The organism is Scytonema sp. NUACC21, assembly GCF_054684315.1.
Genome location: NZ_BAAFZH010000043.1, coordinates 13,488 through 34,507 on the forward strand (window position 1 = coordinate 13,488; position 21,020 = coordinate 34,507).

Genomic DNA, 21,020 nt, shown 5'->3' on the forward strand with positions numbered 1-21,020 from the left:
GCGCTCAGCATAGCGGCAGATCGCCTCACGTTATGATTGGGCAAAAGCAAAGTTCTGGGAATGCCACTTCACCAATCCGACCAAATCCAGTTCTCGATTATATTTGGGCATCCCTTACTTCCAATGGACTAGTACTGTTAGTGGGATTGCCAGGACTAGAGGGTTCTTCAGATTCATTATTAGGTTCAGGAGGCACATCTGTCTTAACAGGCCCTCCCTCAAGTTCAAGAACGGGCTTCAATTCTACCGATACCGGAATTCCAACAGACAGATAAATGTCTTTGCCTTGATGAGAGATTGTCAACTCAGTTCCCTGCTTTAGCAAATACGTTGCGGATTTGCCATCAATATTCACTTCCAATCGCTGTCCTCGAATTGTTAAGGGGAACTGCAGCCTTTTGAGGACTTTGGGCAATCTTGGGTCGAAAGATAAGCAACCATTATAGTCTCGCAAACCTGCAAATCCATATACCAGAACCATCCAGGTTCCTCCCATAGCAGCAATATGGCAACCGTCTTTCGTATTACCAGCCACATCTCCCAAATCCATGAGGATAGCATACTTGGCATATGCGATCGCCTTGGACATATAACCGATTTCGGAAGCCATAATACTCTGAATACAGACAGAGAGAGAGGAATCTCCCGTTGTCAGAGGATCGTAATAATCGAAGTTACGTCGCTTCTGTTCGAGTGAAAACTCATGACCTAATAAAAACATTGCCAGCACGATATCTGCTTGCTTAATCACCTGATGTCGGTAAATTACCAGCGGGTGAAAGTGTAGTAGCAGCGGATACTTACTAGCAGGTGTATTCTCAAAATCCCAAACCTCATCGTTAAGGAAGCCATCGTGTTGGAGATGAATTCCCAATCCTTCATCAAAAGGCAGATAAATATTATCCGCTGCCTTTTTCCAGTTCTCTACCTCAGAAAGTTCCAGATTGGTTTTATCAACTAAAACAGTAAACAAGCCAGGGTATTGTTCGCGAAGAGTTTCAACAGTTTTTACGGCATACCATAGGTTCTCTCGTGCCATCAAATTTGTATAAGTGTTATTGTTGACTACGGTGTTGTATTCATCGGGACCCGTGACACCATGAATGCAGAACTGACCGCCCACTCGCTGGGAAAAGAACCCAAGGCTGTACCACATCCGTGCTGTTTCAACCAAAATCTCTGCCCCTTCTTTAAAGAGAAATTCCTCATCCCCCGTTGCTTCAACATACTTTTTCAAGGCATACACGATATCTGCATCAATGTGATATTGAGCAGTTCCTGCGGCATAGTAGGCAGACGCCTCTTCACCATTAATTGTTCTCCACGGAAACAGCGCTCCTTTTTGGTTGACTTCCTCTGCTCTCTGTCGTGCCTTGTTCAACATACTATGTCGAAACATCAGCAAGTTTTTGGCAATACGCGGAGCCGTATAAATCAAGAATGGCAGGACATAAATCTCCATATCCCAAAAGTAATGTCCTTCATAAGCTTGACTGGTTAGCCCTTTTGCCGCCACACCCGCTCCTTCTGCTCGCGCTGAGGCTTGAAATATTTGAAATAGATTGAAGCGTAGCGCTTGTTGCATTAAATCTGGTAGTATATCAGAATCATTTGGAACGTCGTCAATCTGAATATCGCTGCGTTCCCAAAAATCATTCAAGTACTGTCGTTGGCTTGCTAGCAGATGGTCAAAACCTTCAGATATGGAGCGATCGAGTGTTCGTTCGGCTCTTGCACATAATTCTTTTGTCGGAGAATGGTCAGAGGTGTGATAAGTCATGTACTTAACCAACCGAATTGGGACATCGGGTTGAGCATCTACCGAAAAAACGACCTTACCATCATCTTCCGAACACTCGCCGTCGTAAGAGTAAGAACATTGGGTTTCAAACCAATGATCCACACCACAGGCTAAAGTCATGTGACTGTTTCTAGTGATGTGACCGAGTATAATGCGACGATCCTTTATATAATTGTACTGAGGTAGGAGTACGCGCTCTTTAAAACCCTTAGCAAGTCGAGGATCGCCTTCACTAGCACTAACTGTGGCGTCGTAGTGCATTTCGGAGGAAATCACAACGGGTGCTTGAGCATTTAGAAGAGTCACTTCATAAGATATGGCTGCCAGATGTCGGTGTACAAAGGAAACGAGTCGGCGCGATCGGATAGAAACTTGCTTACCAGATGGTGTTTCCCATAAAATGTCGCGATCGAGAGTACCGCTTTGCATATCAAGGGAACGTTCATAGCTGAGCAAATTGGCAGTAGGCAGATAAAACGGTTCATCATCAACGTACAGCTTGATAATTTTGCTGTCGGTGACATTTACGATCGTCTGCCCTGTCTTTGCGAACCCATAAGCCTCTTCCGCGTAGACAATCGGCCAAGTTTCATAAAAACCATTGATAAACGTGCCATTTTCACCTACGGGAGCACCTTCCTCAAAAACTCCTCGCATCCCTAAATAGCCATTTGCTGTTGAAAACAGTGTTTCCATCTGTAGCAGGAAACGGGGATAGAACTGCTTTTCAACCCACCGCCAAGGTTCAGGAGGATAGATGTATTTGGGAGGGTTTATAGGTTTACATTGTAGCATTGACTTTCACCAAGTTGACTTTAATCTGGAGTTTCAAATCGTGCTATGTTTAACACATTGTAATAAAATTTCTTAGGCAGAAGTACAAGAGTAGGGGTGAACGGTCGAGAGCCCTTACAACTAGGTGTACCCCACTAGATTAGGAAACGCTATAGAAGTTTTGCTTAACAGGAATTCAAGAAAACTAAGCTTTAGAGATTTTCAAGGAGAGGCAACTCCGCTCTTCTCAGGTAATACCAATTCTGTCTGAAGATGCGCCGAATTATATAACGAACCGCGATAGCGTTCGCGGAGCGTGCGCTTTGCGCTTAGCGTGCGTGCCAGCGCATAGGACGCAAAGGACACAAAGAAAGAGAAGAAATTTGGCGCAACCTCACAAAGAGTTGGTATAACTGCTTGTGTGTCTTCCTCTACAAAAGATTGTTGGATATTTCTTGATTTGAAAGTCCTTTATTTGTATTCAGTTATTAGAATTCCGTCGTATCTACATTAACTATACTTTTATAAAGCTAAAGTTAACTCAATCATAGGTGAGATTGACAATTTTCAATTTATGATAGCTCTTCTACTAAGGTTGGGAAGTAGAGAAACTATCATCTAACATTATGTAATCTAATATCGTTCTATATGAAGATGCATAGAAAGAACCCTACTGCCTACGGTACGTCTTTATTAGGTCTCTTCCTACAACATACAATATCAGGGATGGAAGGTTATTGGGAGTCTTGGATTGTTCTTGCTGGGGGTATCGACGCTGGTTTTTATAAGGTTTTCATATGGGTGAGATGCAGCCAATTGTAAGGGCGCAATGCCTTGCGCCCTACCAATATCTAAAAAATGCTGTATGTACAGACGCTCATAAGCACGTCTCTACAAAGAAACTGGGTTAAGCGATTAATGACTTAACTTTATTGATAATGCCTTCGGGGTCAATTCCTTGATGGGGGAACTGTTCCCAAAGACCACCGCAACCCTCATGATGAGTTCCAATGTGAGCGAACTTGGGTGTGAATCCGCGCTCAAGTAACCAAGTTCCAAAGCGGATACCAAGACCGTTGCGACGGCTCATGGATTCCACAACCAGTACAAAAGGTGCTGCACCGATTTTAGCGATGGTTTCTTCATCTACGACATTGAGTGTGGCTTTATTGATTAAACCAACATCAATTCCTTGCTGCTTGAGACGTTCTACAGCATCAAGTGCGCGATAAACTCCATCGCCATAGCTGACGATATAACCTGCTGTTCCTTCGCGGATCGCCTCATCTTTGCCAGGGACAAAGGTGTAACCTTCGCCATAGAACTCTTTGCCATTAGCATCAAGAATGTGGGGAACTTTGGAACGGGTGGAGAAGATAAACCGCAGCCCTGCATCGAAGAACACTGCTTCAACACAAGCTTTCATTTGAGCAGCATCTGCTGGGAAATAAAGTCGGGTTTCGTAGCCGTCATCTAACCCGTTATCGGCAAACATATTGTTTATACCGAAGTGACAGGTGTTGTCTGCCATGTCATCGATTCCCGAGTGGGAGAAGTGACACAGGACGTTGGAGTAGTTCTCTCTACCACCACCAAACTGGTTGGGGAAGTTATCTTTAACATATCTGAAGTCTTTGGAGATGAGAGAGCCGTTCCCTCTGGTGTCACCGATCCAGATAGCACTCCAAGTCCAGCCGACAATTCCAATGATGACTTGGAGACAAACACCATTTTTTCTGACAGAGTGCGTCTGAGATTAAATACCAGCTTTACTGGAAACGACCTGTTAGTAACCCGTTTGCAAGCACGTAATACAACCCCATACGGTACGAACGTTACGGGTACTAACATGACTCGTCTATCTTTTGACGACAACAACAACAACGATATCGAGCTAGACAAGCTCAATTACACCTTTAACTTCGGTGAGGCAGTACGTGTCAAAATTGACGCGGCAGGTGGTGAATTTTACGACAACATTAACAACTTTAACCCCGACTTAGCCAGCGATGCTAGGGGTGCTATTGGTCGTTACGGTCGCTTTAGCCCCATCTATCGGCAAAATCAGGGTGGTGCAGGTGCTACCATAACTCTCAACCCAAGAGGAGCCATTAGCTTGTCTGCGGGTTATCTAGCAGGAGGAGCAAACGATCCGGGGTTGGGTAATGGTATTTTCAATGGCTCATATTCAGCTGTCGGTCAGTTATCTTTCCAACCCAGCCAAGCATTTAGTATTGGTTTGACCTACGTGCGTACCTATCAAAATACGAACGGAAATAGAAATATTAACCTGTTCTCCTCAACAGGAAGTAGCTACGCAAATAACCCCTTCGGCGGTGCTGCACTGACAGCCAATCACTACGGCGTAGAAGCTGCCTTCAGACTGGGTAGGAACATAACTATCGGTGGGTGGTACGGCTACAGTGAAGCAGAAGCTCAGAGCGGTCCTCGCGAAGGTGATGATGCGGACTTTAATTACTGGGCTGCAACTCTGGCTCTCAAAGATTTTGGTAAAGAAGGTAGTGTACTCGGCCTTATCTTTGGTCAACCACCTAAAGCCACGGATAACGATTTTATTCAGAATGGTGTTCGTCGTGAAGACGACGATACATCCTATCATTTAGAGGCTCTGTACAAACTGCAGATCACTGACAACATTGCTGTTACCCCTGGTGTGTTAGTTATTTTCAACCCAGAACACAATAACGATAATGACACCATTTATGTAGGTACACTGCGTACTACCTTCACTTTCTAAAATGAGTCCCTCAGCAGTCCTTACCCTTTTTTGGTAGGGCTTAATCAAAGCCTGCTTGTGCAGGCTTTTTTTTACATATCTGGGTGAGGATTATCGCTGTTGCGTGAGGATGATAAGTCACTTGGAGGGCGATCGTTACTCCAAGCCCACCACGCACAACCACAATGGCACTGGTAAAACTCCTGCCATTTGCGACGATTGTATTCGGTGAGAACCGGAGATCTACGATTGATCCAGACTTGTACAGCCTCTCGACTACTTGAGTGACACTTAGGACAGCAAAATTCGTAAGCATGAATCGCCTGTTTTGTCCATTCAGGCGGGATGGGAACAAAAGCGTCCATAATAGTATTAGTCATTGGTCGTTGGTCATTGGTCATTAGTTATTGGTTTTTAAGCAATAATGACTGTAAAAGTTGTTTTGACTAGTGCTTGTTTTTTTACTGAGCAAACCAGGTATCCTTAAGCATATATCAAAAGTTTTGATAAAGCTGATAGCTAATAGCTGCTAGCAGACCCTTAAGATGGAACCAAATGCTGAAATACGTCGTTTGATAGATATGATGCCTGCGACTGGTCGAATGCTGACAAAAATTGTCAGCAAACCAGAACAGCCAAAGGTGATTGATGCTTCCTTGCCACTACCTTGGAATCAAGACAGACCTATATATATTAACTTCGATCTGTGGAGACGCTTGTCCAAGCCGCAACGCGACTTGCTATTACTGCGAACTGTAAGTTGGTTGATTGGTGTCAAATGGTTTAAGCCTGACATCTATCAAGGCATAGTTATAGCTGGCCTTATGGGCGGATTTGTAGAATCAGCCCAAGCAGATGCAGTAGGTGTGGTTATAGCCTGTGGATTAACTGGACTAGCCATGCTTCGGATATGGCGCATGAACCGTTCTCAACAATCAGAGGTAACTGCTGATGAAGCTGCCATTCGTGTAGCGCTGCGGCGGGGGTACTCAGAAGCCGAAGCAGCAGAGCATTTGTTATCGGCAATTGAGGCGGTAGCCAAGATTGAAGGGCGTTTGGGGCTGGATTTTACGGAGTTGATCCGCTGCCAAAATTTACGAGTTATGGCTGGTTTGTCACCTGTGGGAGTTCCCAAAGGAATCAGTCAGGAGTAGTTGGTGGTTAGTAGTTAGTGGTTAGTGGTTAGCAGTAGTTTTTTACAACTAGCTACTAACTAATAACTACTGGAGTTAATGTAGTAAGCGGTAGTGGCACAGCTGTCTCAAGTCCTCAATCACTGGTATAGACCGCATTACCATATAGATGTCCTCAGTCAACAGAGTCACGGATGACCCAACTGCTATCAGTCCCTAGAATGCGGTTCGGTGTGGTTGTGCCTGTCCGCTTAAGAATCTTTTTGTTTTTCTAAATCAGTAAATATATCATGCTGTTCTCGAAAAACCCTTTGAGTCTGAGATAAACCTAAATCCATAGAAAGTAAATCAACACCATCAATAATTTTAGAGTACTCACAACTCACAGCTTTTGTTCCCGTTATTTCACCTGTGTTACCCGCCAACTAAGTTTGAGATTGACCCAAAAGTTCCAAATTGTGGCAACCGCAATGGCAATCAAATTGGCAATGTAGCGGTTGGGAATAATAAAAGTAAATACCAATTTTAAGACCAACACATTTAACGTGAGACCGGCAAGGCAGATAATATTGAATTTCAAAAACCGCAAAACACGTTGTCGCCATTGATTTTGCTGACTTGAGACATCAGCAAACGTCCAAATATCATTCCACAGGAAATTATTGAAAATTGCAATCTCACCTGCAATCATTTTGCTGAGAGTGAGGGGTAAATCTAAGGTAGTCGGGTCGCTGAGTAAATAAAGCAAGGTCATATCCACAAATACCCCACTAAACCCTACTAAACCGAAGCGGATGAAACGACCAATGGGAAAACCCAAGTGTTGGCTGAACCTCCCCAACCTCCCTGTTGAAAGCCGCAGGCGTATCAAATGATGCAAGTAATCTAGATAATGCTTCCATCCTACCTTACTTTCACCTTCTTTGCGTTCGCGGAATATATAACCAACTTCAGCAATTTGACCCACACTGCCTCGACCAATAACTTCTAGTAAAATTTTATACCCAACTGGATTCAGAGTTTGACCGGCTAAGCAGTTTCTACGTACTATAAAATAACCACTCATGGGGTCGGAAACCCTACCCAGTACTCCCGGTAAAATAATCAATCCCAACACTTGAGCACCACGGGATAAAAAACGTCTGATAAAACTCCACTTACTCACCCCACCACCATCCACATGACGGCTAGCAACTGCTAAATCAGACCCCCGTTCAATAGCATCTATTAGTTGTGACAGCACATGGGGCGGATGCTGCAAATCGCCATCAATAACCCCTAAAATTTCTCCCCGTGCTACTTGCCAACCACGAATGACGGCAGTGGAAAGCCCTTTTTCGTGCTGGCGTCGCATCACCCGTAGTTGAGAATATTCTCTCATCAGAGATTGTGCTATGTCCCATGTACCATCTGGGCTATTATCATCCACTACAATGAGTTCGTAGTTTCCTGGAATGAACTCATCTAGTAAATTATTAAGTATCCCGATTATTTTTTTGATATTTGCCGCCTCATTGTAAGTTGGAATAACTAGGGAAAAGAGAATTGGTTCTCCTATGCCCAAGCTTTGAGGTGGCAACTCAGAAATCCTTAACGGACCTGTAGGTTCTAATAAAAGTGAATTAGGTTGGATAATACTCATTGAAAAATGGTTATGGGGGCAACTAGTTTTCTCGATCTGTGGTGATGTGCGCCGGAACTGTTTTCTTAAGAGTTATTCTCTTATAATTTCTTCAAAAAATTCTATCTGCCGAAATTTTTGTGACTCTAGTGTTTGTTTATACAATCTTTGGAAGAAAGAATTTGAACATCTAGAAAACATAAGACTGCTGACCAACCTTTACGGATATCTTTATATAGGCAGAAAGTATTTTCTTAAAAATATGCCATGCTTTGAAAGCAAAAATGTTAGATGTCGTTTGCTGTTATTGACCTGTGACTACTGTAACTGTTGATGCTATCCTTGACCGTACCCTAATGGGGTATGACTTGTCTCCTGAAGAAGGACTGGTATTGTTGAAACAAACCGATCCGATTGCAATTGCTGCCATTCGCGCTACATCTGATAAATTGCGTCAACAGCAAGCAGGGGACATTGTTACCTACGTTATTAACCGCAATATCAACTTTACCAATATTTGCGAGCGTTATAAAATTGAAATCTTAAAAGGAGCGTTAAAACAACTTAAAAAATTATCGCCAGAAATTCAAGAACGCATACAATTTAAAATTGATGATTTAGCTACAGAACCCCGTCCTAACAGGGTAAACTTAAAGCACCTCTAGGACAGGAACTCGTACCCAACTCCTGAACCACTTTGCGGTAAACATCATCAAACTTGTAAAAGTGCAAATCGTTATCAGAAACCACAACAAAACTGGTAGCAAAGCCTTGAGCTTGAGCATCAAGGATAGCGAGACGGGACATAAAAGTTTTACCACAGCCGTAGCCACCGCGTAAAAACTTAAAAACACCTTCACCATTCGCTGCTAATTGGAATTGACGGTGAATTTCCGTTCGCTGTCTATCAATACCGACAGCAAAAGCCTCCAACCCTCGTTCTGGAACAACACCGGAGCGAAGACGCTCAAAGATATGCTCAATATCTCGTTCGCTGATTGCCATAGTTTTTTTAATTAATACGTTTACTTTTATAACCTGAGTTGGGGATAAGGAAAGGGGCAGGTAGTAAGCTGAAAATAACATCAGCGCATTATGAAGCGTAAAAATACATTTTTTACAAGCGCTGATTTTGAGATTATATTATGACTTTCTTGATAGACAGAATAAGCGTCATGGGTTGCGTGGGCGAAGGAGAAAACCCGTAATGCTGGTAGAATTGCTTAGCTTCTTCCGATATGGCATGTACGACTATTCCACGAATGCCTAGTATCTCTGCCGCCTGCATTGTACGAAGTACCGCATCCTGTAGTAACGCCGCGCCTAACCCCTGTCCTTTCCATGAGGTATCTACTCCAAGCCTTCCAAGAACGGCTACGGGTATGGGGTCGGGCATATTCCGTCTTATAGGCGATGGCGCGTGTGAGAGCGCCAATGCGCCAGAGGAAAGGCAATAGTAAGCAATCACTTTTTCCCCATCCGTTACAACATAGGTACGTGATGCATTGTTCTTCTGATTGGCAACAGCGCGGCGTTTTAACCAGTCATTCAGGCTGGCTACTCCGCAATCAAAGTCATCCAATACGTGAGTATCCGCAAGAGGTACAGGGGCTTGAAGGGTCATCTATCCCCACGGCTTGTTAACATTCATCAAGCGTTCAAACCCTTCATTGCAGGGCGGGCTATCCAGAACATTCAGAAAATGCTGATAGGTTTCTTCGTCCACTCGCACAAAGGTCTGGTCAAGCAGCGTATCTTCCGCCGCTCGCCGCGCAGCATCAATCATAAAGTCCGAACGTGATTTGCTTTGCGCTTTTGCTGCTCGGTCAATAAGCGTCCGCACATCCTTACGGATACGCAGATTGACGGCGCAAGTAGGAATATCAGGGTTGCGCTGGGGCTGCATAATGTTCTCCTTTGTCTTGTACCTTAGCATGGAACTGCCAGATACACAATGTGTATCTTTATTATAAAATTACCCAAACGACCATTTTTGAGAATACATTAATTTCTTAATTTTGCTTGACATAACGCTTACCTTGACCGATCGTTTCAATCCTGACTGAAACCATCACTACCTGCTAAAACTGCGGTAATTGGACTTAATTGATTCCATTGCCCATCCGTCCAAGACAATAAGCTTCACCGACTCGATTAACTGTTTGTTGCCTAGTTTGCATGGACTGCTGATAATAATCAAGTGCGATCGCATATTGTTCTTGCTCGAAGTAAATATTACCCAAACTATCAAAGAGCAGATGCTAGCTTAGACAGGTTGCCGCTCGCTTTAGAGACATCGAGTCCCTGCTGACAGAACTCAATTGCTTCTTCATATTGTTTCAGTAAACGAAAATTATTGCCTAAATTAATTAAAACTTGGGCAACCAATTCTACATCACCTAATATAAGTGTGTGACTTTCATCCTTTATCCTTGATACTTCAGCCTTTCTGTACTAGCTACTTACTGAAGGATGGCGAGCAGTATCAATCATAGTTAACCAAGTGGTGTACCCAACAATTCCATCATTGTTCAAGTCATTGTGCTTCTTCTGAAAAGTCGCGACTGCTACTGCAGTAGAAGAACCATAAACACCATCGATCGCACCAGTGTAGTAGCCTTGCTGTTTCAAAAACGCTTGAACATCTCTAACTGCAGGTCCCTTACTACCAATTTGCAATTTTGGGGCTGATTCTGCTGAATATTGGCTGATATCGCTGATAGGTACCAATGCTCTACTCCGGTCGGCATGAATGAGTGCTGTCCACGTCCGTTGATTAACAGCGCCGCTTACAGGCAAGTTTTTCGAGCGCTGAAAACTAGCGACAGCTGAAGATGTCCTCGAACCATATACACTATCAATAGGACCGTAGTAGAATCCTAAATCCTTAAGAAAAAGTTGAACATCTTTTACTGCTGGAATTGCAAAACCGCGTACTAGTAATGGTGCGGTTTCGGGTGAGTATTCATTGAGATTACCATCAGCAGATACAGTTAAAGGGGCTTGAGTCACTGCGGGTTGACTTGCAAAGGGTAAAGCAGCAAATGAAAGTGCTGAGAAAACACCAACTGATAACAAGCCTGACCGGATAGATTTAATCTTCTTCATGTTCATAAACTGCTCCTGCAAATACAAACAAAATAGTCGCCTAGCTTCAAGTGAGTTATACAGAAGCTATCAATATATGTTTGCTACACATAGTGAACGACTATTTATTTGAAGCTATAAAAGGTAACTTCCTCTTTTATTTTGATAAATGGTAACCAAACACCACAAATTTATGCGAATCTGATATGTCAAATCATCAAATTCAGACTTTTAGCCTTATCATGATTTAATTATATGTTAATGTAGTTACGGAACTTTAACCTGGCTCATAGGTCAGAGTTGATAGGTGCCAAATTTCTAACTAGGGAAATAATTGCTGACGCATCATTGAGGGGTGGGCATGACTGGTACAAAAAGGCTGTTCGCGTAGCGTCTGAGGAGGAGAAGTATGAAGGCTAAAGGCATCAAACATAGTTTTGTTTCTTACACACCATTCCAAAGATCCGTGGATTCTTGATGAGATTTTCAGCCCCGATAGCAAAACTCTTGTCTCTGCAAGTTGAGCCAAGCACACATATTTCCGCTGTTAAGAGTTTTGTAAAATAACTTAAACATTTTTATCAGCAGCTCAATTAAAAGGCTATATGACCGTAAATTTACAACCAGGAAATCGCTTTATAGACGCCGAACTGCCAAATCACAAAAATGAACTGGTGAAGCTTTCCGATTTCACTCAACCCAGCCTAATGGATCGCCACATGGGTTTTACTGACGGCTACCCCTTGATTGTTGTCTTCTATCGAGGCTTCTTTTGTCCTAGAGATCGAGAACAACTTTCTCAGTTGGTACAGTTTCAAAACGAATTGGCAGTCAATTACGGCTCCTTAGTCACAATTAGTGTCGATCCACCTCTAGTACAAGCTGCTTTCCGGGCAGGATTGGGAGCGCAATGGTCGTTTCTATGTGACGAGAAACGAGAACTGATTAAGCGAATTAATATTTTGGATAGCACGGAAGGCGAGTATGCCTATCGCCCTCAACCGTATACCTTTATTTTGCGTCCCGATTTAACCATCTACAAAATTTACAACGGCTGGTTCTTTGTGGGGCGACCTACTGTTGAAGAATTGCGGCATGATTTGCGGGCAATTATGGAGACGCGTTCGGATTACCGCTACGAAGCTTACGATACCGACCAAGTCAAACAAGTTCGCATCCCCCAACAAGAATGGTTGAATGGTGTCCCACCATTGGGAGCCAATGGACGAAGAGTGGTGCAAGGTGTTGTACGTTGGTTCGATATCAAAACGGGCAATGGCATGATTACTAGAAATGATGGTGAGGATGTCTTCTTCAACTTCACTGCTATTCCAGGAGAAGGTTACCGCACCATATCAGCTGGTACGACTGTCAAATTTGAGTTAGTTCAAAGCAAGTTTGGTTGGGTGGCTCGCAACGTGCGATCGATATAGCGTCTTTTCTACAGAGAATACTTTGCATCTTTTTTTATGCAAGCGATACGGATGGGTGTCCGTTTCATGCGGGCATTACGGTGGGGACTACGTGGTAAAGATGGACCATTTGAAATCACTTGATTACACACCTTTACAGTTAGGCGTGCATCGAAGCACGAGTGCAAACGAACGCTAAAAAATAGTACAAATTTTCTATAAGCAGATATAGTTTGTTATGTCGATCGCATAGAAGAATTAGGTAGTATACGATTTCAATGTATTTTCAAAAAATGCAGGATTAGATAAGTAAAGAGGAAGGTTTTACGTTGGATTGGGAGTTGTGAGGGAATCCGATCGTGAATCAAATAACTCACAATTGAAACCTTTTGGGCGTTTCAACATCGATCGCCTGTGTCGTTGTATTTTCGATCCACTGATTGACAGCACTCACAACCTCAAAGAAGTATCGAGATGGGGTGGTAGCAAATTTTGAGAGAATTAAAGCGATCGCCCAAGTTGTTAATGAGTTCCCTTTGCCGGATAATATCGAAGCAGCCCCCGTATTTGAACCATGAATTTAGAACAAAATGATGCTGTGGCGATCGCAACTGCTGTGCGAGACACTAAAGTTAGCGCAGTGGAAGTGGTCAAAGCATCTCTAGAAAGAATTTCAGCCCGAGATGGGGAACTCAACTGTTTTACAGCTGTCACTGCTGAAACTGCTTTGGATGATGCAGAACGAATTGACTCTGAAGTGTCTCAAGGTCGTTACCCTGGTTCTTTGGCTGGAGTTCCTTTTGCTGTCAAAAACTTGTTTGATATCGCTGGTTTGACAACTCTTGCAGGTGCGAAAATTAACTCCGAAAATCCAACAGCAACCCAAGATGCAACAGCAGTGGCGAGGTTGAAACAAGCGGGTGCTGTCTTGGTGGGTGCTTTGAATATGGATGAGTACGCCTATGGGTTTGTCACGGAAAACTCACACTATGGTATTACTCACAACCCTCACGATGTAACACGGGTTGCAGGTGGTTCCTCGGGTGGTTCGGCAGCAGCGGTAGCGGCTGGGTTAGTTCCCCTGACTTTAGGTTCTGATACTAACGGTTCTATCCGCGTACCTGCGGCATTGTGTGGCGTTTTTGGGTTAAAACCAACTTACGGACGCTTATCTCGTACTGGTGTTGCTTTATTTTCCAGCAGTTTAGACCACATTGGTTCGTTTGCTCGTTCCGTAAGGGATATTGCTACGGTATTTGACGTATTGCAGGGAGAAGACAATCGAGACCCGGTCTGTACGAATCGCCCGCCTGAGTTATGTTTGTCACAAATAAACCGAGGTATTGAGGGTTTGCGAATCGCCATTGCGGGTGATTATTTTGTCAAAGGGGCTAGCCCGGAAGCGTTGGCAGCAGTACAAAAGATTGCCAATGCTTTGCATAGTAATGAGTATATTTCAATACCTGAAGTTCATCGTGCTAGGGCGGCAGCATTTGTGATTACAGCTTGTGAGGGAGCGAACTTACACTTGGAGAAATTGCGATCCCGCCCACAAGATTTCGATCTGGCCACACGCGATCGCTTTCTTGCTGGTGCCTTAATACCTAGTAGTTGGTACATACAAGCGCAGCGATTTAGGAGATGGTATAGAGACAAAGTGCGAGAAATCTTTCAAAACGTAGATATTATTCTTGCACCATCTACGCCAATTTCTGCACCTTTGATTGGTCAACAAAGTATGATTGTAGATGGAGAAGAAATTCTTGTCCGTCCCCATCTAGGTTTATTTACTCAACCACTATCTTTTATTGGCTTACCTGCTTTATCTGTTCCTATCCAGAGTTCAAATGCTTTACCTTTAGGTGTACAGTTGGTAGCCGCACCTTATAATGAAGCGCTCATTTTACGGGTTGCTTCGGTCTTGGAGACAGAGGGCTTGATATCAGCACCCGTTAAATAAAAAATCATGCTATTCCACCAAACCGTGCTTAATGGCGTAACGTACCAATTCAGCTCGGTTGCTAGTTGCTGTTTTTCTCAATAAACTGCTAACGTACTTTTCCACAGTTCTAGGGCTAAGGTGCAACTGTTGACCCATTTCAGCATTAGAAAGACCGTGAGTTAGAAGCTCTAACACTTCCTGTTCTCTTGAGGTTAAATCGGAAAATATTTGCGATTTTTGAAGGTCTGTAGTTTGTGGATAATGAATGTCAAGGGATTTTGTTGGCACGGAACTGCCCAAATTTTCTTGATGAGAAAAACGATACTCAGATTGAATGATTTGCGATCGCTCCAAGAGATTGCGAATCGCTGCTGCTAGCTCTTCTAGCTCAAAAGGCTTGGGCAAGTAGAGATCGCATCCCGACTGGTAACCCAAGATTCTTTCTTGAGTCTTTGTTCGTGCTGTCAGTAAAATTACAGGAAGCAATCGGAAAGCGGGTTGCTGACGAACCCGCCGCACGAGTTCATAACCGTTCATTCGTGGCATGACAATATCAGTGACTATCAAATCAGGATGGTATTCTTCTACCATCCCCAAAGCCTCTTGACCGTCATTTGCCGTAATTACAGAGTAGCCAGACAGTTCAAGATAATCACTGATAGACAGACGAGTGCCCAGATCGTCATCCACTACAAGGATCGTCAAGGGCATGGACAGTACACCCCTAGCATTTTTTACCAAGAAATTTGCTCGCTCAAGCACTATCAATAAACTCAGGTAAAAATAGTACTCCTATGTTTCATACTATGACAGGATTGTAGTTAATAACTTCCCAATAGTGGATTTACTGGGTTCAACTTAAATCCTCAAGGTAGGTTCACACCGTTGTAAGCACTACCAGCCAACTACACTTTGCAGCCTCTTTTTCTGTATAAGTCATGACATCTATGAAAATCAACAGTCAAAACTGCTTGATATTATCAGGATATCTCTTAGCCTCTTAAAATTCAACGAGTTGGCAACGGAAGCCCGTCCCCCTGCATATGTAGTTATACTAACCTCTGGGATACCCGTTTTTACTTATAAAGGTAGATTCACTTTTGAGGGTATTTGGTCAACACAATTATGCAACACGGGATTTTTATTTAACAAACAATCTTTAAAGACAAATTGTTTAGCTAACTACAAAACCTAGCAGTGTAGCTATTTTAGCAGATCAACAAACCAAGTCGGCTCTTGAAGTTGAAGCAATTTGCTCCTTAACCCCAATCAGGATGAGTGGTTGAGCGTACAATGTATGTTGAGTAGTAGGACACGGATTACTTGTAACTCAACAATAGGATTTCACCTACCACATCTATAATTGAATTTGATTTGTTTTTCAAAGCACACTTGGATAACCAATTATGACAGGAAAAGGACAGGGATTCGGTTTCGGCTTGGGCAAAATGAAAGAACTGGCTGAAGCCTTTAAAAAAGCTCAACAGGTTCAAGAAGGGGCAAAGCGACTTCAAGAAGAATTAGAGCAAATGGAGATTCAAGGAGAATCTGGCGGAGGTCTGGTTAAGGTCATTGTCAGTGGGAACCAAGAACCCAAGCGAGTGGAAATTTCTCCAGACGCTATCGGTGAAGGAGCAGAGGTACTTTCCGATCTGGTAACTGCGGCAATGAAGGACGCGTATTACAAATCTACGGCAACAATGCGCGATCGCATGGAAGAATTAACCAGTGGGTTGGAGCTTCCTGGATTTCAATAAATCGTCATTTGTCATTTGTCGTTTGTCATAAGTTTTATGCTAATGACAAAGGACTAATGACTAGTGACTATGACATTTATGCCCTACAAGCTGCTGTTTGTCTGCCTGGGAAACATTTGTCGCTCACCATCGGCAGAAAATATCATGAATCATCTGATTGAGAAGCGAGGATTGAGCGCTCGCATTATCTGCGACTCTGCTGGTACATCTAGTTATCACATTGGGAGTCCACCCGATTCTCGGATGAGTGCTGCGGCTTTTCAAAAGTTACAAATTAAACTACGTGGTAGAGCCCGACAGTTTCAAAAGTCAGACTTTGACAATTTTGACTTAATACTGGCGATGGATCGAGAGAATTATGAGGATATCCTTTCTCTTGATAGAACTGGAAAATATCACCAAAAAGTTCACTTGATATGTGACTTCTGCTCTAGGCATACTCTTAAAGAAGTTCCAGATCCCTACTATGGTGGTGTAGAGGGATTTAATCAAGTGATTGATTTGCTTGTTGATGCTTGTGAAGGTTTGCTAAAACACGTGAGCGAATCAGTCACGAGTGGTCAGTAAACAGTTATCAGTTAACCGATAGCTGTTAAGAATGAATTCCCCCTTTCTTAATCAAAGAAGGGGGATTAATAACTTAGAGTGCATTGAATGAGCTTGGTTTAACCAGCAGCTTGAAATTCACCGATCATTTTGACTTCTGGTTCTAGGAGGATAGACCAGCGATCTTGTACCCGCTGCTGAACGTGACGGATAAGATTAAAAATATCCCAAGCACTTGCTCCGCCGCAATTAACGATAAAATTAGCATGGCGTTGTGCAACTTGCGCCTTACCAATTTGGTAGCCTTTAAGACCAGTTTGTTCAATTAACCAACCAGCAGCATGAGGTTTGGGATTGCGGAATACACTGCCACAGCTTGGTAAGTGATAGGGTTGGGTATTTAACCGATGCTGCTTGTGTTGTTTAGTTGTTGCCACAACATATGCTGGATCGGCTCCGGGCTGTAATTGAAAAGTCGCTTGAGTAACTATTTTATTGTTTCCTTGTAGTATTGAGGTACGATAAGCGTAACCCAATTGTTCGCGAGTAAGAGTTTCCAAAGACCCATCAGGCAGAAGTACTTCAACACTAGTTAAGATGTCTGCGATACAGTTGTTGTGTGCTCCTGCATTCATAACAACAGCACCACCCACAGTTCCTGGACTACCAACAGCCCGTATAACCACGGTTATCCGGGTTTGCTCAAGCATGTACTCGACACTTGCCTTAAAGAATATATTCATAAAGCTGTCGGGCTTTGTGGTGTTTCGGCAGGATCCTTTGGCGGTACGCGGGTTATCCAAAACCTTTTGCCCGTGATGCGTGAGTTGGGGCTAATGACGATTTTCTATGACCTGAATTTTAGCGATGTTCAAACTTTATTTGATGAATCTGGTCATTTGATTGACAAAGAGACTTATGTTCGCCGTCTGGAACGGTTCATGCATGAGTTGGTTTGGATGTCAACGATACTTAGGTATGGGCGGCAAGAAGTCAAGGTGTAAAAAAAAGACAATATTGAACACATAGATTCTGCTGTAATGCACAAAACAGGACTGATTATGACAAATCCAACCCAAGAAGAAATCAGATTAGAAGCAGCCCGGAATAATCAAGCAAAATGGCGTAAGTGGGGACCTTATTTAAGCGATCGCCAATGGGGAACGGTGCGAGAAGACTACAGCCCCAACGGCTCGGCTTGGGACTACTTCACCCATGACCATGCTCGTTCCCGTGCCTATCGCTGGGGTGAAGATGGCATAGCAGGAATTTCTGACGAACAACAACAGTTGTGTTTTGCGATCGCTCTCTGGAATGGCGAAGACCCAATTCTCAAAGAAAGATTCTTTGGTCTGACTGGAAGTGAAGGAAATCATGGGGAAGATGTTAAGGAATATTACTTTTACCTTGACAATACGCCCACCCATTCCTATATGAAAATGCTTTATAAATATCCACAAAAAGCATTTCCTTACTCTCAACTAGTTGCAGAAAATCAACGCCGCAGCCGCCAAGAACCAGAATTTGAACTACTAGATACAGGCATCTTCGATGAAAACCGTTACTTTGACGTATTCGTGGAATATGCTAAAAATTCTGCTGAAGATATTCTGATTCAAATTCAAGTTGTAAATCGGGGACCGGAATCAAAGACCCTGCATTTATTGCCTACTCTTTGGTTTAGAAATACTTGGTCTTGGGATAGAGAGGCAATTAAACCTATACTTCAAGAAACCAAGTCCGAGTGTTGCCAGAATATCATAGAAGTTGCCCATCCATCTTTAGGGAAAAAGTGGATGTACTTTGAAGGCGAAACAGAGTTGTTATTTACGGAAAACGAAACAAACACCGAAAAACTGTATGACTTTCCCAATACTTCTGCCCATGTAAAAGATGGCATTAACGAATATATCATACATGGTAGACAAGAAGCAATTAATCCAGAGAAAATAGGGACAAAAGTAGCGATAAACTATGCATTAAATATTAATGCTGGTGAAACTAAAACTGTACGATTGCGATTAACTGATGCATCCAATTTAGTTGAACCTTTTGCCAAAGACTTCGAGGCAATCTTTGCTCTTCGCAAACAAGAAGCGGATAAATTTTATCAAAATCTAACTCCCTTCTCACTGAGCGAAGATATGCGAAATGTACAGCGACAAGCCTTTGCCGGAATGTTGTGGACTAAACAATTTTATTACTATGATGTGGAAAAATGGTTGAAAGGTGATTCCGCTACTCCGCCACAAGAACGTAAATATGGCAGAAATCGCGAATGGTTTCACCTCAACAATCAAGATATTCTGTCTATGCCTGATAAATGGGAGTATCCCTGGTTTGCTGCTTGGGATTTGGCATTTCACTGTATTCCTTTGGCAATGATTGACCCTGATTTTGCCAAGAATCAATTAGATATTTTAACGCGGGAGTGGTATATGCATCCTAATGGGCAAATTCCCGCTTATGAATGGAACTTTAGCGATGTGAATCCTCCCGTTCATGCCTGGGCAACTTGGCGTGTCTACAAAATTGAACAGAAGATATACGGACGCAGCGATCGACAGTTTTTAGAACGGGTATTTCAGAAGCTGTTGCTAAATTTCACGTGGTGGGTAAATCGCAAGGATGTTGAAGGAAATAACGTTTTTCAAGGAGGATTCTTAGGATTAGATAATATCGGTGTCTTTGACCGCAGCGCAACACTACCTACAGGTGGACACATCAACCAATCTGATGGTACAAGTTGGATGGGGATGTATTGCTTGAATATGCTAACAATAGCTTTAGAACTGGCAAAAACTAACCCCGTTTATGAAGACATTGCCACCAAATTCTTTGAGCATTTCCTTTACATTGCCGATGCCATGAATCATATTGGCGAGGAAAAAACCAGTTTGTGGAATGAAGAGGATGGTTTTTTCTATGATGTGCTGCATTTACCTGAAGACGAAATTACGTTAAAAGTCAGGTCAATAGTAGGGCTCATTCCCCTATTTGCTATTGAAACCATTGAACCAGATACCTTAAAAGTACTTCCTGCTTTTAAACAGAGACTGGAATGGTTTATAGAGAACCGTCCCGATCTGCGGCGGAATGTAGCTTGTATGGAAACAAAAGGTATAGGTGCTAGAAGATTACTGGCAATTGTTTCCAAAGATAAGTTGCGGAAGGTTCTACAAAAGATGTTAGATGAAAACGAGTTTTTTGGACCTTACGGTATCCGGGCGCTTTCTAAATACCATGCCGAACATCCCTATAGGTTTGATGTCAACGGTTCGCAATTTCGAGTCGATTACGAACCTGCTGAATCCAGTACTGGTTTGTTTGGTGGGAATTCTAACTGGCGCGGTCCCGTTTGGTTTCCGGTAAATTTTCTCCTCGTTGAATCCCTACAAAAGTTTCATTACTACTTAGGAGACGATTTTAAAGTAGAATGCCCAATGGGTTCCGGTCAAATGATGACTCTTTGGGAAATTGCGTCTGAATTATCGCAACGGCTTATCCGGATTTTCTTAAGAAATTCCTCTGGCCAACGACCTGCTTATGGTGGAACTGAAAAATTTCAAACAGACCCTTATTGGCGAGATTTAATTCTGTTCTCTGAATACTTCCACGGCGATAACGGTGCAGGAATTGGCGCAAGTCATCAAACCGGTTGGACGGGTTTAGTTGCCAAACTCATTCAGCAATTTGGTGAGTATGAAGTACAACATCAGGAACCAGAGATAGAGAAGGACTGCCCACCTACCTCGCCCACTTAAGGGTGCAAGATGTCAGTATAAATATTACACCTTGATAGGGACAAGCTTAATGGGTGGCGAACTCAGTAAATTGGCGCATATAAGGGGAGTGAAACGCCAAAACTATATCTTCTTTAGGCACACCTTGTTCGAGCAGTAGTGTAGCAATACCGACCTCAGTACCATCATGCTGAATCCAGATTTTGCCGTTTTTGATATCCAGGTGTATACTGCATCCATGTGTCCGACTATTACCGCGCCAGCCCGTATGAAGTAAAAGGTAGTGGTCACGTTCAGTATCCAAAACGGCTTGTGTCTCGATTTCCTCTTGCGCCAATCGTCGAGAAGCTCGTTCTAAAATTAATTGTTGAATGATTTGACGATATTGTTCTACAGCCATTGAACAATTACCTCCTGTTTCTCATTATAAACATCTTATTCCTGGCTCACCAGATCGCATTCTATTT

General features: G+C 43.0%; 19 protein-coding genes and 6 pseudogenes. 11 read left to right on the forward strand and 14 right to left on the reverse strand.

The window, feature by feature from the left end; translation table 11 throughout:
- Positions 1-97: 97 nt before the first annotated feature.
- Entirely contained in the window at positions 98-2,596 is a 2,499-nt protein-coding gene (locus ACYRY3_RS04940; protein WP_460200608.1) for a glycoside hydrolase family 65 protein, read from the reverse strand.
- Between the two features lie 886 nt (positions 2,597-3,482).
- A pseudogene (locus ACYRY3_RS04945) lies at positions 3,483-4,160 on the reverse strand (transketolase C-terminal domain-containing protein); the annotation flags it as partial.
- Here ACYRY3_RS04945 and ACYRY3_RS04950 point away from each other — a divergent pair.
- Positions 4,158-5,333 (forward strand): annotated as a pseudogene (locus ACYRY3_RS04950) (iron uptake porin); the annotation flags it as partial. The pseudogenes ACYRY3_RS04945 and ACYRY3_RS04950 overlap by 3 nt on opposite strands.
- 71 nt (positions 5,334-5,404) lie before the next feature.
- Here the strand turns inward: ACYRY3_RS04950 and ACYRY3_RS04955 are convergent.
- Complete coding sequence (locus tag ACYRY3_RS04955; RefSeq protein WP_460200637.1) at positions 5,405-5,677, reverse strand: hypothetical protein; 273 nt, start codon at positions 5,675-5,677, stop codon at positions 5,405-5,407.
- Positions 5,678-5,857: 180 nt separating this feature from the next.
- Here ACYRY3_RS04955 and ACYRY3_RS04960 point away from each other — a divergent pair, with 180 nt between their 5' ends.
- Complete coding sequence (locus ACYRY3_RS04960) at positions 5,858-6,466, forward strand: DUF3318 domain-containing protein (RefSeq protein ID WP_460200609.1); 609 nt, start codon at positions 5,858-5,860, stop codon at positions 6,464-6,466.
- A 379-nt stretch (positions 6,467-6,845) separates the two neighbouring features.
- Here ACYRY3_RS04960 and ACYRY3_RS04965 read toward each other — a convergent pair whose 3' ends face one another.
- A complete protein-coding gene (locus ACYRY3_RS04965) occupies positions 6,846-8,087 on the reverse strand; it encodes a glycosyltransferase (protein ID WP_460200610.1) in 1,242 nt (413 codons plus the stop codon).
- A 293-nt stretch (positions 8,088-8,380) separates the two neighbouring features.
- On the opposite strand from ACYRY3_RS04965, the pseudogene ACYRY3_RS04970 reads away from it, so the two are divergent.
- Positions 8,381-8,596 (forward strand): annotated as a pseudogene (locus tag ACYRY3_RS04970) (7,8-didemethyl-8-hydroxy-5-deazariboflavin synthase subunit CofH); the annotation flags it as partial.
- 106 nt (positions 8,597-8,702) lie between these two features.
- Here ACYRY3_RS04970 and ACYRY3_RS04975 read toward each other — a convergent pair.
- The 7 genes from ACYRY3_RS04975 to ACYRY3_RS05005 all read right to left on the reverse strand — a co-directional run bounded on the left by ACYRY3_RS04975 (position 8,703) and on the right by ACYRY3_RS05005 (position 11,682).
- A complete protein-coding gene (locus ACYRY3_RS04975) occupies positions 8,703-9,071 on the reverse strand; it encodes a BREX system ATP-binding domain-containing protein (RefSeq protein WP_460200611.1) in 369 nt (122 codons plus the stop codon).
- A 133-nt stretch (positions 9,072-9,204) separates the two neighbouring features.
- Positions 9,205-9,690 carry a GNAT family N-acetyltransferase gene (locus ACYRY3_RS04980; protein WP_460200612.1) on the reverse strand — a complete coding sequence of 162 codons (486 nt, stop codon included), beginning with the start codon at positions 9,688-9,690 and terminating at the stop codon, positions 9,205-9,207.
- Positions 9,691-9,972, reverse strand: a complete 282-nt coding sequence (locus tag ACYRY3_RS04985) for a type II toxin-antitoxin system TacA family antitoxin (protein WP_460200613.1) — start codon at positions 9,970-9,972, stop codon at positions 9,691-9,693.
- A gap of 196 nt (positions 9,973-10,168) precedes the next feature.
- Positions 10,169-10,309, reverse strand: coding sequence for a hypothetical protein (locus ACYRY3_RS04990; protein ID WP_460200614.1), 141 nt, complete (start codon positions 10,307-10,309; stop codon positions 10,169-10,171).
- A 4-nt stretch (positions 10,310-10,313) separates the two neighbouring features.
- The gene (locus ACYRY3_RS04995) at positions 10,314-10,454 is read right to left on the reverse strand and encodes a tetratricopeptide repeat protein (RefSeq protein ID WP_460200615.1); all 141 of its coding nucleotides are present in this window, start codon (positions 10,452-10,454) and stop codon (positions 10,314-10,316) included.
- Positions 10,455-10,520: 66 nt separating this feature from the next.
- Entirely contained in the window at positions 10,521-11,174 is a 654-nt protein-coding gene (locus tag ACYRY3_RS05000; RefSeq protein WP_460200616.1) for a peptidoglycan-binding domain-containing protein, read from the reverse strand.
- Between the two features lie 301 nt (positions 11,175-11,475).
- Positions 11,476-11,682, reverse strand: a complete 207-nt coding sequence (locus ACYRY3_RS05005) for a hypothetical protein (protein ID WP_460200617.1) — start codon at positions 11,680-11,682, stop codon at positions 11,476-11,478.
- A 76-nt stretch (positions 11,683-11,758) separates the two neighbouring features.
- Between ACYRY3_RS05005 and ACYRY3_RS05010 the strand changes: the two genes are divergently transcribed.
- The 3 genes and pseudogenes from ACYRY3_RS05010 (at position 11,759) to ACYRY3_RS05020 (ending at position 14,525) form a co-directional block, all read left to right on the forward strand.
- Positions 11,759-12,586, forward strand: coding sequence for a cold shock domain-containing protein (locus tag ACYRY3_RS05010; protein WP_460200618.1), 828 nt, complete (start codon positions 11,759-11,761; stop codon positions 12,584-12,586).
- A 443-nt stretch (positions 12,587-13,029) separates the two neighbouring features.
- Positions 13,030-13,143 (forward strand): annotated as a pseudogene (locus ACYRY3_RS05015) (DUF4089 domain-containing protein); the annotation flags it as partial.
- Positions 13,140-14,525 (forward strand): AtzE family amidohydrolase, encoded by a 1,386-nt coding sequence (locus tag ACYRY3_RS05020; RefSeq protein WP_460200619.1) that lies wholly within the window; start codon positions 13,140-13,142, stop codon positions 14,523-14,525. The pseudogene ACYRY3_RS05015 and the gene ACYRY3_RS05020, both read left to right, overlap by 4 nt.
- Before the next feature lie 9 nt (positions 14,526-14,534).
- On the opposite strand, the gene ACYRY3_RS05025 is transcribed toward ACYRY3_RS05020, so the two are convergent.
- Positions 14,535-15,218, reverse strand: coding sequence for a response regulator transcription factor (locus tag ACYRY3_RS05025; RefSeq protein WP_460200620.1), 684 nt, complete (start codon positions 15,216-15,218; stop codon positions 14,535-14,537).
- Between the two features lie 695 nt (positions 15,219-15,913).
- On the opposite strand from ACYRY3_RS05025, the gene ACYRY3_RS05030 reads away from it, so the two are divergent.
- Entirely contained in the window at positions 15,914-16,264 is a 351-nt protein-coding gene (locus ACYRY3_RS05030) for a YbaB/EbfC family nucleoid-associated protein (protein ID WP_460200621.1), read from the forward strand.
- A 78-nt stretch (positions 16,265-16,342) separates the two neighbouring features.
- A complete protein-coding gene (locus ACYRY3_RS05035; protein ID WP_460200638.1) occupies positions 16,343-16,831 on the forward strand; it encodes a low molecular weight protein-tyrosine-phosphatase in 489 nt (162 codons plus the stop codon).
- Between the two features lie 98 nt (positions 16,832-16,929).
- Here the strand turns inward: ACYRY3_RS05035 and murB are convergent.
- A pseudogene (murB, locus tag ACYRY3_RS05040) lies at positions 16,930-17,484 on the reverse strand (UDP-N-acetylmuramate dehydrogenase); the annotation flags it as partial.
- Here murB and ACYRY3_RS05045 point away from each other — a divergent pair.
- The 3 genes and pseudogenes from ACYRY3_RS05045 to ACYRY3_RS05055 all read left to right on the forward strand — a co-directional run.
- A pseudogene (locus ACYRY3_RS05045) lies at positions 17,428-17,595 on the forward strand (NADPH-dependent FMN reductase); the annotation flags it as partial. The pseudogenes murB and ACYRY3_RS05045 overlap by 57 nt on opposite strands.
- A 51-nt stretch (positions 17,596-17,646) precedes the next feature.
- The gene (locus ACYRY3_RS05050; protein ID WP_460200639.1) at positions 17,647-17,814 is read left to right on the forward strand and encodes a hypothetical protein; all 168 of its coding nucleotides are present in this window, start codon (positions 17,647-17,649) and stop codon (positions 17,812-17,814) included.
- Positions 17,815-17,871: 57 nt separating this feature from the next.
- Entirely contained in the window at positions 17,872-20,574 is a 2,703-nt protein-coding gene (locus ACYRY3_RS05055; protein ID WP_460200622.1) for an MGH1-like glycoside hydrolase domain-containing protein, read from the forward strand.
- Between the two features lie 46 nt (positions 20,575-20,620).
- On the opposite strand, the gene ACYRY3_RS05060 is transcribed toward ACYRY3_RS05055, so the two are convergent.
- Complete coding sequence (locus tag ACYRY3_RS05060) at positions 20,621-20,953, reverse strand: element excision factor XisI family protein (RefSeq protein ID WP_460200623.1); 333 nt, start codon at positions 20,951-20,953, stop codon at positions 20,621-20,623.
- Positions 20,954-21,020 lie beyond the last annotated feature (67 nt).

Excerpts from the sequence above, each read along its gene's own strand:
- ACYRY3_RS04940 (WP_460200608.1), bottom strand. The coding sequence starts at position 2,596 with ATGCTACAATGTAAACCTATAAACCCTCCCAAATACATCTATCCTCCT.
- ACYRY3_RS04955 (WP_460200637.1), bottom strand. The coding sequence starts at position 5,677 with ATGGACGCTTTTGTTCCCATCCCGCCTGAATGGACAAAACAGGCGATT.
- ACYRY3_RS04960 (WP_460200609.1), top strand. The coding sequence starts at position 5,858 with ATGGAACCAAATGCTGAAATACGTCGTTTGATAGATATGATGCCTGCG.
- ACYRY3_RS04965 (WP_460200610.1), bottom strand. The coding sequence starts at position 8,087 with ATGAGTATTATCCAACCTAATTCACTTTTATTAGAACCTACAGGTCCG.
- ACYRY3_RS04975 (WP_460200611.1), bottom strand. The coding sequence starts at position 9,071 with ATGGCAATCAGCGAACGAGATATTGAGCATATCTTTGAGCGTCTTCGC.
- ACYRY3_RS04980 (WP_460200612.1), bottom strand. The coding sequence starts at position 9,690 with ATGACCCTTCAAGCCCCTGTACCTCTTGCGGATACTCACGTATTGGAT.
- ACYRY3_RS04985 (WP_460200613.1), bottom strand. The coding sequence starts at position 9,972 with ATGCAGCCCCAGCGCAACCCTGATATTCCTACTTGCGCCGTCAATCTG.
- ACYRY3_RS05000 (WP_460200616.1), bottom strand. The coding sequence starts at position 11,174 with ATGAAGAAGATTAAATCTATCCGGTCAGGCTTGTTATCAGTTGGTGTT.
- ACYRY3_RS05010 (WP_460200618.1), top strand. The coding sequence starts at position 11,759 with ATGACCGTAAATTTACAACCAGGAAATCGCTTTATAGACGCCGAACTG.
- ACYRY3_RS05020 (WP_460200619.1), top strand. The coding sequence starts at position 13,140 with ATGAATTTAGAACAAAATGATGCTGTGGCGATCGCAACTGCTGTGCGA.
- ACYRY3_RS05025 (WP_460200620.1), bottom strand. The coding sequence starts at position 15,218 with ATGCCCTTGACGATCCTTGTAGTGGATGACGATCTGGGCACTCGTCTG.
- ACYRY3_RS05030 (WP_460200621.1), top strand. The coding sequence starts at position 15,914 with ATGACAGGAAAAGGACAGGGATTCGGTTTCGGCTTGGGCAAAATGAAA.
- ACYRY3_RS05035 (WP_460200638.1), top strand. The coding sequence starts at position 16,343 with ATGCCCTACAAGCTGCTGTTTGTCTGCCTGGGAAACATTTGTCGCTCA.
- ACYRY3_RS05050 (WP_460200639.1), top strand. The coding sequence starts at position 17,647 with ATGACGATTTTCTATGACCTGAATTTTAGCGATGTTCAAACTTTATTT.
- ACYRY3_RS05055 (WP_460200622.1), top strand. The coding sequence starts at position 17,872 with ATGACAAATCCAACCCAAGAAGAAATCAGATTAGAAGCAGCCCGGAAT.
- ACYRY3_RS05060 (WP_460200623.1), bottom strand. The coding sequence starts at position 20,953 with ATGGCTGTAGAACAATATCGTCAAATCATTCAACAATTAATTTTAGAA.